We start from the raw sequence: 15026 nt of genomic DNA on the forward strand, positions 1-15026 counted from the left end.
CATGCGCCGCCTTCTGGCGATCACCACGGCGTTGAGCCTTCTGGCCCCCACGGTTTGGGCCCAGACGGAAAGCGTGTCCGCGCGTCCCGACGGGGCGACGGTGGTCATCTATCGCGACCAGCCGGTCGATACGGTCGTCCTGATGGAACAGTCGCGGCAGTCGTGGAACCGGATGGACCGGCAGGGCCTGGCCCTGATCGTTGAGACGCGCACGGTCGATCTTCCCGCCGGGGAGGGGATCATCCGCTTTCGCGGACTGGCCACCGGCGTCGTGCCGCAGAGCGCGGTGCTGGAGGGGCTGCCCGCCCATGTGGTCGAGCGCAACGCCGACTTCGACCTGCTGTCGCCCGCTAGTCTGATGGAAAAGTCGGTGGGCGAGGTGGTGCGCGTCGTCCGTACCAACCCTGCGACCGGCGAACAGGTCGAGAAGGCGGCCGTCATCCGCGCGGGCGGCCAAGGGACGGTGCTGGAGATCGACGGCCAGTTCGAGGCGCTGGACTGCTCGGGCCAGACCGAGCGGGTCGTGTTCGACCGCGTGCCCGAGGGGCTGGGCGACCAACCGACCCTGTCGGTGCGCACGCGCGCCGAGCGGGCGGGGCGGCACACGGTGACGCTGGCCTATCTGACGACAGGGCTTCAGTGGTCGGCCGACTATGTGGCGCGTCTGGATCCGAGTGACGGCACGCTGGACCTGACCGGCTGGGTGACGCTGGCCAACTTCGGCGGCACGGGCTTCCCCGACGCGCCGGTGCAGGTGGTGGCGGGCACTCTGAGGAAGGATGCAGGCACCACGCCGGTCGAGCCTCTGGTCCGTTATCAGCAGAACCAGTGCTGGCCACAGGGGACGACGACGTTCGGATCGGGACAGTTCACGGGCTATGGCGGGGCTCCGCCGCCTCCGGCGCCTTCTGCTCCCATGCTGCGGATGGTCGCCAATGAGGCGATGGATGCAGTGGTTGTGACCGGAAGCCGGATCGCCCGGCAAGGCGAACTGGGCGACTACAAGATCTACACCCTGCCCGAACCGACGACCGTCGCGGCGCGCCAGACCAAGCAGGTGCGTTTCCTGGAGCGCGACAGCGTGGCCTATGAGCGGGTCTATCGCGCCGGACTGCTGGATCAGGACGAGGAATCCCGTCCGATGGGCGTGGTCCTGAAACTGCGCAATGAGGCGCGCGCCGGGCTCGGCGTGGCCCTGCCGGGCGGCTCGGTGGCGGTGATGCAGCCGGATGGCGCAGGCGGCGTGCTGCTGGCCGGTCAGGACCGGTTCGAGGACAAGGGCGTGGGCCTGCCGGTGCGGCTGCACTTCGGTCAGTCGCCGGATGTGCAGGTGCAGACGCGGCTGGTGAAGTCGGACAGCTCTCGACGGGGGGCGGTGACGACGCAGCGTTCCGAAATCGAGACTACGGTCACCAACGCCCGCTCGGAGGCGGTCACCGTGGAACTGGTCGCCAACGCCGCCATGCAACGCGGCTTCCGCATCCGCAGCCAGTCGGTGCGCAGTCGGATTGACGACACCGGCTATCCGGTGTGGACGCTGGCCGTGCCCGCGAACGGCGCGGCGACGCTGAAGGCGGCGTGGACGACGACGGATTGAGCTGTGTTTCTCCCTCCCCTTCATGGGTAGGGTGGTCGCGCAGCGACCGGGTGGGGAGGGCTAGGCGATCGACCCTCAGCGCCTGAATAGCCTCGCCGCCCCCACCCGACTTCGGCCTTACGGCCTCAGCCACCCTCCCCATGAAGGGGAGGGAGAGGCTTTGTACTACTCGCCCCTGGCCGCCTGTCTGGGGCTGAACTTCGGCGCGGGGGCCAGGCGCATGACTTCGCCCTGATAGCGCTCGTCGTCGCCGTTCACCGCGAAAGGCAGGGCGTCGGCGCAGGCTTGCAGCAGCGCATCCAGCCACGGCTTGTCGGCCTTATGGAAGTCGCCCAGGACGTGGTGCATGACCAACTGCGGCTCGCCGGGGTGGCCGATGCCCATGCGGGCTCGGCGGAAATCGGCGCCCAGGTGGCTGATCAGGCTGCGCACGCCGTTCTGGCCCGCTGCGCCGCCGCCCTGCTTCATGCGGAAGCGGCCGGGCGCCAGATCGATCTCGTCGTGGAAGACGATGACGTGCTCGGGCTTCACCTTGTAGAAACGCGCCGCCTCGCCCACGGCCCGGCCGCTCTCATTCATATAGGTCTGGGGCTTCATCAGCAGGACCTTGGTCCCATCGACCTCGCCGTCGGCGACGATCGACTGGAACTTGGCGCGCGACGGGCCGAAGCGCCAGCGGCTGGCGATCTCGTCCACGGCCATGAAGCCGATGTTGTGGCGGTTCTTTTCGTATTTGGCGCCGGGGTTGCCCAGGCCTGCGATGATGATCATGCGGTCCTCATGCCCCGAGGTTCAGACAAAGAAAAGCCCCGCCGGATGAACCCGGCGGGGCTGTGTCTTGTTGTTCAAACCCCTCAAGCAGCCCTGTGCCGCGCGCAGGGCGATAGGGGAGGAAACATCAGGCCTCTTCGGCTTCGGCTTCCGCGGTGGTGTCGCCGGCGTCCGACTGGCCAGCGGCCGAGTTCTTGATCGCGGCGATCATGAAGTCGCGGTCAGCGATGGTCGGCGCGGCGCCTTCCGGCAGCTGGATGTCCGAGATGCGGATGTTCTCGCCGATCTCGCGGCCCTTCAGGTCCACGACCAGTTCCGACGGGATGCGGTCGGCGCGGACCATGATCTCGACGGTGTGGCGCACGACTTCCAGCATGCCGCCCTGACGGGTGTAGGGGGCTTCGTCGGCGTTGACGAAGGCGACCGGGATTTCGATCTTGATCTCTTCCTTGGCGCCGACGCGCATCAGGTCGAAGTGCAGCGGGCGGTCGCTGACCGGGTCGAACTGGATGTCCTTGGCGATGACCGGCTGCGATTCCTTGCCATGCTTCAGGGTCACCAGGTGACCGATCAGCTTGCCGGTGTACAGCGACTTGCGGAACTCGCGTTCGTTCACGGAGATGGCCACCGGGGCCTTGTCGCCGCCGTACAGGACGCCGGGCACAGCGCCGTCGCGACGCGCGGCGCGGGCGCCGCCGGTGCCCACGTTCTCGCGGACATCAACGTTCAGAATGATCTCGGCCATCGGGCTCGCCTTCAATACAAGTAAACGCCTGCGCGGAACCGGGGCCCGCGCGGCGGGGTCATGAACCCTTCGAATTCAAGAGGGCGGGCTATTACACGGAACACGGGGCGGACGCAACCGTCCCGGCTCAGCCCGCAGCGATATTCAGCCTCAACCGTGCGGCGAAGGCGTCGGCGTCGACTGGTTCTGCGCCTGCGCCATCGGCGTGGGCGCGCCCGCAGGCGGCACAGCCACGGTGATGGTCGGCATGGGGCCTGTGTACTGGGCCGTGCACTGAGCCATGTCGCGCACGATGTGGCGACCGGCGCAGAAGATGTCCTCATAGTTCGGCTTGGCCGCCGCCAGACACTGGAACAGCATCAGCTTGGACATGCTGAGGCAGAACTCATTGTTCGATTCGGTCGTCAGGGCGTCGGTGTTCGCCTTGGCGTCCTCGCCCGCCGCGCCAAGCGCCGCCAGGGCCGCAATGGCCAGGGAGTTGACGATGGCCGGGGTGAAGGGCGCGCCGCGCTGTGCGGCGGACAGGTTCAGGCCCGAGCCGCTGTTGGCGGCGGCGAACAGGCGGGCGCTATCCTCGGCCGAGGGCAAGCGAGGCACGGCCGATAGGGATTTGGCGCTCTCCAGCCGACCGTTGCGGTCGGCGACAGGCTGGGTGGCCCAGCGGCGACGAGGGTCTGTGCGCTCCTGAATCGTATAGGCGTCCGTCTCGACCGCCTCGGCCAGGGCGGTCATGATTTCGGCGTCCTTGCCCATGGTGCTGGCGATCAGGCCTGCGGCTGATTCGGCGCCGGGCAGGGTGGCGGCGTAGGCGGGATCGGCAACGATTCGCGCCACCATCTGTTGGCGCTGGGCCGGATCAGCAGCGTACTGGCGAACGCCGGCGACATACTCGGGCGACTGCAGGGCCAGGATGGCGCCATAGGCGATCATGCCGCGCGACAGTTGGCCAGCCTCGACGGCGGCGCCCTTGCGCACAGCCGCCTGAATGGTCTCGGCGTCAGGGAAACCGGCCTGGATCGAGCGGACTTCGCGCACAAAGGCGACATAGACCGATGCGGCCTCGGCCACGCTCTGATTCAGCGCCAGCGCCGGAGGCGGCGGCGGGGGAGGAGGCGGCGGCGGGGCTTCCGGTTCCGGCGTCGAACAACTGGCCAGGACGGCGGCTGCGGCGACGGCGGCGACAGAGAGGCCGTGGCGCAAGAAGGCCTGGGTCATCGGCGGTCTTCCCTTGATTAAGCGATACGCACTTGGACAAGCGTCCGAGGCGCGCGCCGCCTCAGACTACAGGCCCTTATATCGCCGAGGGAATGGTTAGCCGAACCTTAATCGAACAGCTTGGAGACCGACTCTTCGTTGGCGATGCGCCGAATGGCCTCGCCCATCAACGGCGCCACGGACACGCGGCGGATCTTGGAGCAGTTCAAAACTTCGTCAGGCTGTTCGATGGAGTCGGTGATCACCAGTTCCTTCAGCGGGCCGTTGGTGACGCGATCCACCGCCGGACCGGACAGGACGCCGTGGCTGATATAGGCTGACACCTCGGTCGCGCCCCGGTCGATCAGCGCCTTGGCCGCATTCACCAGCGTACCGCCCGAATCGACGATGTCGTCGAACAGGATGCAGCGGCGCCCTTCGACGTCGCCGATGATGTTCATGACCTCGCTCTCGCCCGCCTTGGGGCGGCGCTTGTCGACGATGGCCAGGTCGGCGTCCAGGCGGCTGGCCAGGGTGCGGGCGCGCACCACGCCGCCGACGTCGGGCGAGACGATCATCAGATCATCGCCGCGCGGATAGTTTTCCTTGATGTCCTGCGCCAGCACGGGCGTGGCCACCAGATTGTCGGTGGGGATATCGAAAAAGCCCTGAATCTGGCCTGCGTGCAGGTCCATAGTCAGGACGCGGTCGGCGCCCGCGCGAGTGATCAGATTGGCGACCAGCTTGGCCGAGATCGGGGTGCGGCCCCCGGTCTTACGGTCCTGACGGGCGTAGCCGAAATAGGGCATGACGGCCGTGATCCGCTTGGCCGAGGCGCGCACCAGCGCGTCGGTCATGATCAGCATTTCCATCAGGTTGTCGTTGGCCGGATAGGAGGTCGACTGGATGATGAAGACATCCTCGCCGCGCACGTTTTCCTCGACGACGGCGAACACTTCATTGTCCGCGAAACGCTTCACCTGGGCCTTGGTCAGCGGCATGTCCAGATGGGAAGCAATGGCCTGGGCCAACGTCCGGTTCGAATTGCCTGCGAGCAGCTTCATTGACCGGTCATCCTTTCGCCGTCATCGCCCCGCCAATAGTCGCGGAGGCGTTTCTGGACGCGCTCTCTAGGCGGCGAACGGGGCGGCGTCCAGCCGTGTTCCGGACGTATCTTCGATTTCAGCCGATTGGCTTGGACGCGGGCGCTGTTATAGAGGACGCATCCTGCTAACGAGGGCGCGTGTCGCGTGTCCGCGTCCCGAAGGCATCTTGATGAGGTCGCACTTGCCTGCTTCGAACACTCGGCTCGCTTCGAAAACCCGGTCCGGCCTGATCCTGCTGACGGCGGCCGCCGCGGTCCTGACGGTCTCGGCCTGCTCGGGCACCAAGCCCCGCCAGCGCCTGGCTTATGAAGAGCGTCCGGTCGAGGCCCTGTACAACACGGGCTATCAGCGGCTGCAGTCCAGGCGCTGGATGGACGCCGTCGACTATTTCCAGGAAGTCGAACGCCAGCACCCCTATTCGGAATGGGCGCGCCGGGCGATCCTGATGCAGGTCTACGCCTATTATCAGAACAACGCCTATCAGGACGCGATCGCGGCGGCGGACCGCTTCATCGCCCTGTTCCCCGGCAATCCCTCGGCGGGCTACGCCTTCTACATGAAGGCCGTCTGCAACTTCGAGCAGATCGTCGATGTGGGCCGAGACCAGGGTTACGCCGAGGCCGCTCTGGCGGGCCTGCGCGATGTTGTGCGCCGCTATCCCGGTTCGACCTACGCCACCGATGCGCGGGTCAAGATCGACATGGTCAATGACCAGCTGGCCGGCAAGGAAATGGCCGTGGGCCGCTTCTATCAGCGCGCCAATCAGCCGCTGGGCGCCCTGAACCGCTATAAGGCGGTGATCAACAACGAGGCCTTCCAGCGCACCTCGCATACGCCCGAAGCGCTCTACCGTCTGGTTGAGGTCAATCTGAGTCTTGGTCTGACCGAGGAGGCGACGCGCAACGCCGCCGTCCTGGGCCACAACTATCCGGGCAGCCCCTGGTACGCCGAGGCTTACGCCTTGCTGAACGAGCGGGGGCAGGGCCTTGACGTCAAGCCTGAGGGCAAGCGCGAATCCTGGCTGCAACGCCTGATTCCCGGCGGCGCCTGATCCGGTCGCAGCAAAACAGGCGCGCGGTGATTAAGTCGCTGCGTTCCTGTTCTGTTTCCGGCTAGGATGCGGCGAAACCTAGAATCAGATCGTCCATGCTGACCACGCTCTCGATCCGCGACATCGTTCTTGTCGACGCCCTGGACCTGGAGGTCGAGGACGGCCTGACTGTGCTGACGGGCGAGACCGGTGCGGGCAAGTCCATCATCCTTGACGCATTGGGCCTGGCGCTGGGCGCCCGCTCCGACGCCGGACTGGTGCGCAACGGCGCCAAACAGGCCTCGGCCACGGCTGTTTTCACGGCGCCTGACGATGAAGCCCTGATCGCCCTGCTGTCCGAGCGCGGTTTCGAGGTCGCGCCGGGCGAAGACCTGATCCTGCGCCGGGTGGTGTCTGCCGACGGCCGCAGTCGCGCCTATGTCAACGACCAGCCTGCCGGGGTGACGGCTCTGCGCGAGATCGGCGCCCTGCTGGTCGAGGTGCACGGCCAGCATGAGACGGTCGGCCTGCTGGACTGGAAGACGCACCGCACCCTGCTCGACAATTATGGCGGGTTACAGCCGCAGCTGACGGGCGTGGCGGGGGCGGCCGAGCGTCTGAAAACGGCGCAGGCTCATCTGGACGAGCTTGAGGCGTCCGCAGCCGAGGCGGCGGCCAGGGCTGAGGAAATCGCTCTGAATCTGGCGGATCTGGACGCCCTGGACCCCAAGCCGGACGAAGAGACGGAACTGGCGGGCGAACGGGCCATCCTCGGCGCGGCGGAAAAGGCGGTCGCCGATCTGGCCGACGCGCGCAATCTGCTGGGCGGCGACAAGCTGAGCCAGCGTCTGGCTTCGGCCCTGCGCGCAGTGGAGCACGCGCGCCAGCGGGCGGTGCAGGCGGGCGCCGAGGGCGACAACCCCATCATCGTCAAACTGGCCCAGGCCGCCGAGGCGGTGGACCGGGCGCTGGTCGAGGCGACCGAGGCCGTGGCCTGCGTCGACACCGCCGCCGACGCCTTCGACTTCGAGCCGGGCCGTCTGGACAAGGCTGAGGAGCGGCTGTTCGCCCTGCGCGCCGCCGCACGCAAACTGAACACGACGGTCGAGGCTTTGCCGGCGCTGCGGGTGAAACTGCGCGAGCAACTGCGCCTGATCGAGGACGGCGAAGAGGCGCTGACCAAGGCCCGCCGCGACGTCGCCGTAGCGATCGAGGCCTATGATGTGGCGGCCATGCTGCTGACTTCGGCGCGGGAGGCGGCGGGGGATCGTCTGGTCGCTGCCGTCATGGACGAGCTTGGCCCGCTGAAGTTGGAGCGGGCGCGGTTCCGCGTGACGCTGGAGCCGGTCGAGGGGCGCCGTGGTCCGCTGGGCGTCGAGACGGTGCGGTTCGAGGTGGCGACCAACGCCGGGACCGCCTTCGGCCCGCTGGATACGGTGGCCTCGGGCGGGGAACTGGCGCGCTTTGCGCTGGCGATGAAGGCGGCGCTGGCCAGCCGCGAGGACCAGCGCCAGCCGGTGATGATCTTCGACGAGGTGGATCAGGGCGTCGGCGGCGCCGTGGCCGAGGCCGTCGGCGGGCGCCTGCAACGCCTGTCGCGCGGAGCGCAGGTGCTGGTGGTGACGCACAGTCCGCAGGTCGCGGCGCGGGGCCACGCCCACTGGAAGGTCCGCAAGGCCGACGTGGAGGGCCACACGCGGACCTCTATCGACGTACTGGAGGAAGGTCCGCGTCAGGAAGAGATCGCGCGGATGCTGTCGGGCGCCGAGATCACTGATGAAGCGCGGGCGGCGGCGAGAGTGCTGATCGGGTAGGGGCGATCACGTCCTCCCAATCCATGCTGTTGCAGACGACACTGGCAGAGCGGGCGACGCCCTGTTGGTGCAACTTCTGCGCGCGGGAAGGCTGTAGCGGGCCGCGGTTCAGGGCATCCTGAAAAGGAAGGACTTCAACGCCGCCCAGACAACTACGCGCCATTTTTTCTTCTACGACATAAGCGTGGGTTGAGGCTGAGGAGCCCTCCCAGACGCCATCCAGCGCGTCGGTCGTGGCGCGACCGGCCTGACGATATAGAAGCCAGCCTGGATGGATTGCATTTCGTCGGGCGAAGTCCAGTTGTAGCTCGGCGAGTTGGGACAAGGCCGCCACGACCAGTTCGGGTTCGCCTTCGTCACGCATTTCTTTGACCAGCATGGGGTCTGCGCCTCCATGAATCACGATCAGCGCGCCGGGTTCAACGATCAACTGACCCGCAAGGGGCAGGAAGTAGTTCGCGCATGAGGAACTGCATTCATTGCGAACGCGCATTGCGAGGCCATGTCCCTCGAAATGCTGCGCGATTGTGATCGCGGCTTCGACTGAGCCGCCTCTGCTGTCCAAAAGCAGCTCAGTCGTTGATGGCTGAAAGCGGGCCTTCACGCAGGCGGCCATCGCATCGTCGATCTCGCCCTGGATGACGAAAACGGTCGGCGAATCCTGGCGGCAATGTTCGTCGTCAGCGTGAGCGGTTGCTGGAAGCGCAGACGTCAGCGCTACCGCCATGAGGAGGCAGGTCCAGTGCATCATGAGGTTGATGATGAAAGGACGGTGTTCGTTCATATCCTGAAGTGAACACACAACGCCATCAGCCTCAATCGGCGGTGGAGGTCAGACCCCCAGGATCCAGCCTTCTTCGCTTTCGACCTGGGCGATCAGCGCGTCGTCAGCACTTGCAGGCGGTGCAAACGCCTTTTGCAGGTCGCCGGCGTCGTCCATGCGGGCGAAGGCTTCGGCGGCGGCGCGGACCTGGGCCTGGGTCTTGTATTCCTTGACGCCCTCGGCGTTCACGCCGCGCTTGGCTTCATAGAGGGCGGGCCAGACTTCGACGACGACGGCCGACAGGGGCGCGATGTCGGCCTCGGTCAGTTCGCGCCAGCCGGTGCCGAACGGCCAGACGGCCGCAGAGGCGCCCAGAGTGTCCAGCAGGCGGCGCAGCATGGGCACGCCGACCAGCGTCAGGCCGCCGATGGCGCCCGCGCCGTGCATCTGCCAGACGCTCTTGGGCGGCAGCTTGTCCTTGCGCGCGGCCAGTTCAGTGGCGCGGAACTCGGGGATGTCGGCGCCGGCGCCTTCGGGCGGCTTGGTCGTGGTCAGCCAGCGCTGGGCCTGGCTGGCGGGCGCGCCCCAGAAGGGCCAGGGCTCGTCCGTCATCAGGCGGTTCATCTTGGCCGCGACCTGATAGCGGTTGTTCGCGTTATCGGCCTTGTCGACGATGTTGGCGGCCAGGAACTTGCCCATCGCGTCCCACGGGCGGCCGTCCAGATTAAGTCGCGCGGCGGTTCCGGCCGGGAATCCGAAGTCGAAATCGAAGCCCACCAGTACGCGGTCGCCGCGCTTGCGGTGTTCGGCCAGCAGGTCGGCGATCAGCTTTTCGCCCTCGGCGCGCGTGGCGACGTTGTGCGTCTCGGCATAGAGTCGGAAGCGCACGTCGCGTTTGGCGACGCCGACCCACAGGGTCTGTTCGCCCAGCTTCTTGCCTTCGGCGGCGGTCCAGTTGGCGATGATGTAGGCGTCGAAAAGGCGGGCCACGGGGGCTCCTGAAGAAAGAAAGTAAAAAGCAGGACGAGGGGTTCTAGCCGTCCGGACTCAAGCCGTGAAGGGCGATCAGCGTTGCATCAGGGCTTCGACGTGCGACAACCAGCGGCGCCCCAGCCGCAGACCCTCGCCCGGCGAGCGGGCACCGCTGGTTTTTTCGGCCTCAGAGGCGGGCGCGGTGCGCGTGCCGTTCCACAGGGCCAACTCGAACTCGGCGTTGTGCGGGTCGCTGAAGATCAGCCGCAACACGACCAGTTCGGCGTCGGGCGCGTCCAGGTCGATTTCCTTGCGCATCTGGCCGCGCAGGACGCGGGCGACGACATGGCCGTCGACGATGATCTCTGCGCCCAGCACTTCTTCGAAGGCGTAGACAAGGCCCATTGCGCCCCGGTTCCACAGCACGACCAGTTGGCCGCCTTCGAGGTCCAGCCCGGCCGCGCGGCCTTCATGGGCCGACAGAGCCAGGGTGTCGGCCGGGGCGCCCAGCGCCTTCTTCATCGCCCGCCGCAGTCGCCGCTCGGACTCCATCCACCAGGAAAACAGCAGGACGCCGGTGGTCAGGAAGGCGGCGATCAGGGCGATCAGCAGAATAGCCCTGAACGTGTCGCCCATGGATCAGGCCTCCAGATCCAGATCGACCACGACAGGGACATGGTCGCTGGGCTTGTCCATGTCGCGCGCGTCGCGGTGCGTCTCGATGGCGCGGAAGCGGTCTGCGGCCTGAGGCGACAGCATGGCGAAGTCGATGCGGATGCCGTGGTCCCGACGCCAGGCTCCTGCCTGATAATCCCAGAAGGTGAAGGTTCCGGCGGGTTCGCGGCCCAGTTCGTGTGAATCGGCCAGGCCCAGCCATTTCAGCGCGCGGAAGGCCTCGCGGCTCTGCGGCTGGAACAGGGCGTCCTCGGCCCAGGCGGCGGGGTTCTTGGCGTCTTCGGCCTCGGGTATGACGTTGTAGTCGCCGCACAGGGCCAGCGGCTCTTCCAGCGCCAGCAGTTCGCGCGCGTGATTCTGCAACCGCTGGAACCACGCCAGCTTGTAGGTGAATTTTTCTGTCCCGATGGGATTGCCGTTGGGCAGGTAGATGGAGGCGACGCGGATCGGCCGGGGCGCCTCGATCAGGGCCTCGATATAGCGGGCCTGTTCGTCCGTGCCGTCGCCGGGCAGGCCGCGCCGCACGTCCGACAGCGGATACTTCGATAGCAGGGCGACGCCGTTGTAGCTCTTCTGGCCATGCGTCTCGACGTTGTAGCTCAGGTCCTCGAAGGCCTCGCGCGGGAACTTCTCGTCCACGCATTTGATCTCCTGGAAGCAGGCGACGTCGGGATTGGCGGCCTGAATCCACTCCAGCACCGTAGGCAGGCGGGCGTTGACCGAGTTCACGTTCCAGGTGGCGATGCGCATGGGACGCAAGGCTAAGGTGAGCCGCCCCTTTCGGGAAGAGGGGCGCCCAAAACAAAGACGCCGCCGGATCGCTCCGGCGGCGTCTGGAAACTTCAGTCTGATGCGAAGGATCAGCTGTTCGGCGTTGCGGCCGGAGGCGTGGTCGTCAGCTTGCAGCCGCCGCCGATCTGGGAGGCGGTTTCGCAAGGGTAGACCTGTTGCACGGCGTTCTCGGTGTTCACGCGGGCGATCAGGCCGTCGGCGCCGTTACAGGCGGCTTCATAGAAGGCGCCGTTGGCGTTCTTGCCCATGTAGCGGACCTGGGTCACGTCGCACGAAGCGGCGTCCGACCCGGCCAGCATGGCCTTGACCGTGGCGGCTTGCTCCTGCTCCGTGGTGAAGCGGCAGGTCGAACCGGCCGAGGCCAGTTCCAGGCAGTCCACGACTTCCCAGCCGGCGCCGCTCTTGTTGATCTGGGCGCCGTCGACGCCAGCGCAGCCGATTTCATAGACCACCGCGCCGCCTGGCTTGGCGCCGATGATGCGGCCCTCGTCGACCGTGCAGGTCAGACCGGCTTCCTGAGCGAAGGCGGTGAAGACGGCCATGGCGTTGTCGTTGGCTGGCAGGGTGCACTGCGAGCCGACATCGGCGTTGGGGTCGCGTGCGCGGGCCTGTTCGGCCGAGGAGGCGAGCACCATGCAGTCCGTGGCCTGCGGCGGGGTCGAGGTCAGCAGCAGGTAGCCGGGGCCGGTGGCGCACGACACTTCGTACAGCGACTCCTTGGCCGCGGACTGACCGAGCAGCTTGGACTCGGTCATCTGGCAGTTGGTGTTGGTCGCCGTCAGCACGGCCTGGGCGCCGGCTTGAATTTCTTCGGCGCTGGGCGGCTTGGGCTGGTTGCGCGGCTGGCGTTCGCGGTTGCGCGAAGTGCGGCTCTGCGCCTCGGTGACCCGGACGCCGTCCTGATCCTGGGCGGAGCGTTGGGCGAAGGCGGGCGAGGTCAGGCCGGAGATCAGGACCGCCGCGGTCACAGCGATCATAGTACGAGCATTACGGGACACGGGGGCGCTCCTTAAGAAAGTTGCATATCCCTGACCGCGCTGACGCCTCGGGTCAAGAATAGACGCGACCTGGAATCCGTCATAAGAACCATAGTTGCGATTGGAGACGGACTTGTCTGACGGCGAAACCCTTGCAGGAACCCGCACGGAGCGCGGTCTGACTTATCCCGCCCTGGCGATGCCCGCAGCGGGCGAAGCGACCGTCGTGGCGCCTGGCGTCCTGTGGTTGCGCCTGCCGCTGCCGATGGCGCTGAACCACATCAACCTCTACGCCATCGAAGATGGCGAGGGCTGGGCGGTCGTCGACGCCGGGCTGGCGACGGATGCGTCGCGCGACGGGTGGAACACGGCGTTGGAGGGCGTGCTGGGAGGGCGGCCGATCACCCGCGTCATCTGCACCCATATGCACCCGGATCACATCGGACTGGCGGGCTGGCTGTGCGAGCGGTTCGACGCGCCGCTGCTGATGTCGCGGACGGAGTATGTGACGGCGCGACTGCTGATCGGCGACGAGGCCCTGGGGCCTCCGGCGAGCGCTGAGGCCTTCTATCGGGCGGCTGGCTGGTCGGACGAGCAGGTGGCGCGCTGGCGCGACGGCTATGGCGGTTTCGGCCGCATGGTGCAGGACTTTCCGCGCGACTATCGTCGGGTGCAGGATGGCGAGGCGCTGATCATCGGCGACGACGAATGGCGCGTGGTGGTCGGCGAGGGCCACAGCCCTGAACACGTCTGTCTGTGGCGCGAGAAGGACGGCGTTTTCATCGCCGGCGATCAGATCCTGCCGCGCATTTCCTCCAACATCTCGATCTGGCCGACGGAGCCGCAGGCCGATCCGCTGGGCGACTGGCTCCGGTCGCTGGCGGCGCTGAAGGAACGGTTGCCGGGCGATCTGCTGGTGCTGCCGGCGCATGGGGAGCCGTTCTATGGCGTGACCCTGCGGCTGGAAGCGCTGATGCGCGGGCATGAGGTGGCGCTGAAGCGGCTGGAGAAGACGCTGCGGACGCCGTGCCGCGCCGTGGATGTGTTCGGCGCCCTTTTCGCGCGGCCGGTGGGCGACGCCGTGCTGGGCATGGCGACCGGCGAGGCGCTGGCGCACCTGAACTATCTTGAACGCCAGGGACGTGTCCGCCGCGAGCGGGACGGGGACGGCGTGGACTGGTGGAGCCTTTCGGAGACAGGCCAATGAGCGAACATATTCGGACCCATCTGGAGGGCGGCGTCCTGACGGTCGTCTTCGACCGCGCCGATAAGAAGAACGCCATCACGCAAGCGATGTATACGGCGCTGGCCGATGCGACGGAGAAGGCGAAAGCTGACGACGCCGTCCGAGTCATCCTGTTCCGAAGCGAGGGCGATTCCTTCTCGGCGGGCAACGATATCGCCGACTTCATTTCCCTGGGCCAGACCGAAGGCGATCTGGTCGAGATGGGGGTGTTCCGCTTCCTGAAGGCGCTGGCCGATCTGGACAAGCCCGCCGTGGCGGCGGTGCGCGGCCGGGCGGTGGGGATCGGCCTGACGCTGCTGCTGCACTGCGACATGGTGGTGGCGGCCGAAGACGCCCTGCTGTCCGTGCCGTTCGTCAATCTGGCGCTGGCGCCGGAGGCGGCTTCGTCGCTGTTGCTGCCGCGCGTGCTGGGGCATCAGCGGGCGTTTGAACTGTTCGCCCTGGGCGAGGCGATCGACGGCAAGACGGCGCTGGCCTGGGGGCTGGCCAACCGCGCGGTTCCGGCCGATCAGGTCGAGACGACGGCGGCGGATCTGGCGAGCAAGCTGGCGGCGCGGGCGCCCAACTCCATCCGCAAGACCAAGGCCCTGATGCGCGACGCCGAGGCCCTGTGGGGCGTGATGCAGATGGAAGCCAAGGCGTTCGGCTCTCAGATGCGCAGTCCCGAGGCGATGGAGGCCTTCATGGCCTTCAGCCAGAAGCGGGCTCCGGACTTCTCCAAACTGGGCTGATTTCCGGCGGTTTCGCCGAAGATCGCGATTGATTCGGCGGGCGTGGGGGACTAGGGGCCGCGCATGAACGCCGCGCCCGCCTCCGCCCCTTCAGACGACCCGCAGATCGCGGGGCCGATTACGCGTGAGACGACGGCCGATGCGGCGGCTGTCGACGCCCTGGTCATCGCCGCCTTCGGCCCCGGCCGCTTCGCCAAGACGGCCGAACGTCTGCGCGAGCGGGCGCCGCTGGCGGCCGGGTTCTGCCTGCATGAAGACGGCCGCCTGATCGGTTCGGTACGGTTGTGGTCGATCCTGACGGGCGAGGCGCGCTCGGTTTTTCTGGGGCCGATCGCCGTGGACAAGGCCAGCCGCAGCACCGGGCTGGGCGGCGAACTGGTGCGCGCCTGCATCGAAGAGGCGAGGGCGCTGGGGCTGGACGGCATTCTGCTGGTCGGCGATCCGCCCTATTTCTCGCGCTTCGGGTTTGAGCCGGCGCCGGACGCCGTGCTGCCGGGGCCGGTGGACCAGCGCCGGGTCATGTGGCTGCCTTTCACTGATGCGGCGCCGGTCGGAGCGGTGCGCCCCGACGCCTGAGCCGGGCGCGGCCTTCCTTTGGAGGGCGACGCATCCC

The 15026-nt window shown here is 67.3% G+C and carries 15 protein-coding genes; 6 read left to right on the plus strand and 9 right to left on the minus strand.

Features of this window, described 5'->3' with window-relative positions:
• The first annotated feature begins 1 nt into the window (after position 1).
• Positions 2 to 1597 (plus strand): DUF4139 domain-containing protein, encoded by a 1596-nt coding sequence (locus tag RSD66_RS07115; RefSeq protein ID WP_415289455.1) that lies wholly within the window; start codon positions 2 to 4, stop codon positions 1595 to 1597.
• Positions 1598 to 1762: 165 nt separating this feature from the next.
• Here the strand turns inward: RSD66_RS07115 and pth are convergent, their stop codons facing one another.
• The 4 genes from pth to RSD66_RS07135 form a co-directional block, all read right to left on the minus strand.
• A complete protein-coding gene (gene pth, locus RSD66_RS07120) occupies positions 1763 to 2368 on the minus strand; it encodes an aminoacyl-tRNA hydrolase (protein ID WP_119411740.1) in 606 nt (201 codons plus the stop codon).
• Between the two features lie 127 nt (positions 2369 to 2495).
• Complete coding sequence (locus RSD66_RS07125) at positions 2496 to 3113, minus strand: 50S ribosomal protein L25/general stress protein Ctc (protein ID WP_119411741.1); 618 nt, start codon at positions 3111 to 3113, stop codon at positions 2496 to 2498.
• 150 nt (positions 3114 to 3263) lie between these two features.
• Positions 3264 to 4328 (minus strand): hypothetical protein, encoded by a 1065-nt coding sequence (locus RSD66_RS07130; protein WP_415289456.1) that lies wholly within the window; start codon positions 4326 to 4328, stop codon positions 3264 to 3266.
• A 107-nt stretch (positions 4329 to 4435) separates the two neighbouring features.
• Positions 4436 to 5371 carry a ribose-phosphate pyrophosphokinase gene (locus RSD66_RS07135; protein WP_119411743.1) on the minus strand — a complete coding sequence of 312 codons (936 nt, stop codon included), beginning with the start codon at positions 5369 to 5371 and terminating at the stop codon, positions 4436 to 4438.
• A 211-nt stretch (positions 5372 to 5582) separates the two neighbouring features.
• Here RSD66_RS07135 and RSD66_RS07140 point away from each other — a divergent pair, with 211 nt between their 5' ends.
• Both RSD66_RS07140 and recN read left to right on the plus strand, forming a co-directional pair.
• Complete coding sequence (locus tag RSD66_RS07140; protein WP_415289457.1) at positions 5583 to 6464, plus strand: outer membrane protein assembly factor BamD; 882 nt, start codon at positions 5583 to 5585, stop codon at positions 6462 to 6464.
• A gap of 95 nt (positions 6465 to 6559) precedes the next feature.
• Complete coding sequence (recN, locus tag RSD66_RS07145) at positions 6560 to 8257, plus strand: DNA repair protein RecN (RefSeq protein ID WP_415289458.1); 1698 nt, start codon at positions 6560 to 6562, stop codon at positions 8255 to 8257.
• On the opposite strand, the gene RSD66_RS07150 is transcribed toward recN, so the two are convergent.
• The 5 genes from RSD66_RS07150 to RSD66_RS07170 form a co-directional block, all read right to left on the minus strand.
• The gene (locus tag RSD66_RS07150) at positions 8214 to 9041 is read right to left on the minus strand and encodes a hypothetical protein (RefSeq protein WP_415289459.1); all 828 of its coding nucleotides are present in this window, start codon (positions 9039 to 9041) and stop codon (positions 8214 to 8216) included. The two genes, recN and RSD66_RS07150, sit on opposite strands and share 44 nt — an antisense overlap.
• Positions 9042 to 9089: 48 nt before the next feature.
• Positions 9090 to 10010: a cobalamin biosynthesis protein CbiG gene (locus tag RSD66_RS07155; protein WP_415289460.1), complete on the minus strand. Its 921-nt coding sequence runs from the start codon at positions 10008 to 10010 to the stop codon at positions 9090 to 9092.
• A 75-nt stretch (positions 10011 to 10085) separates the two neighbouring features.
• The gene (locus RSD66_RS07160) at positions 10086 to 10628 is read right to left on the minus strand and encodes a hypothetical protein (RefSeq protein ID WP_415289461.1); all 543 of its coding nucleotides are present in this window, start codon (positions 10626 to 10628) and stop codon (positions 10086 to 10088) included.
• A gap of 3 nt (positions 10629 to 10631) precedes the next feature.
• On the minus strand, positions 10632 to 11417 hold the full coding sequence (gene xth, locus RSD66_RS07165; protein WP_415289462.1) for an exodeoxyribonuclease III: 786 nt from the start codon (positions 11415 to 11417) through the stop codon (positions 10632 to 10634).
• Positions 11418 to 11527: 110 nt separating this feature from the next.
• Positions 11528 to 12436 carry a hypothetical protein gene (locus RSD66_RS07170; protein WP_415289463.1) on the minus strand — a complete coding sequence of 303 codons (909 nt, stop codon included), beginning with the start codon at positions 12434 to 12436 and terminating at the stop codon, positions 11528 to 11530.
• A gap of 133 nt (positions 12437 to 12569) precedes the next feature.
• Here RSD66_RS07170 and RSD66_RS07175 point away from each other — a divergent pair, with 133 nt between their 5' ends.
• The 3 genes from RSD66_RS07175 (at position 12570) to RSD66_RS07185 (ending at position 14989) form a co-directional block, all read left to right on the plus strand.
• Positions 12570 to 13643 carry an MBL fold metallo-hydrolase gene (locus RSD66_RS07175; protein ID WP_415289464.1) on the plus strand — a complete coding sequence of 358 codons (1074 nt, stop codon included), beginning with the start codon at positions 12570 to 12572 and terminating at the stop codon, positions 13641 to 13643.
• Entirely contained in the window at positions 13640 to 14413 is a 774-nt protein-coding gene (locus RSD66_RS07180) for an enoyl-CoA hydratase (protein ID WP_024353093.1), read from the plus strand. The genes RSD66_RS07175 and RSD66_RS07180 overlap by 4 nt, the downstream gene beginning before the upstream one ends.
• Positions 14414 to 14476: 63 nt before the next feature.
• Positions 14477 to 14989, plus strand: a complete 513-nt coding sequence (locus RSD66_RS07185; RefSeq protein ID WP_415289465.1) for a GNAT family N-acetyltransferase — start codon at positions 14477 to 14479, stop codon at positions 14987 to 14989.
• Positions 14990 to 15026 lie beyond the last annotated feature (37 nt).

This window comes from Brevundimonas sp. S1H14 (assembly GCF_047716865.1).
Lineage (GTDB): Bacteria > Pseudomonadota > Alphaproteobacteria > Caulobacterales > Caulobacteraceae > Brevundimonas > Brevundimonas naejangsanensis.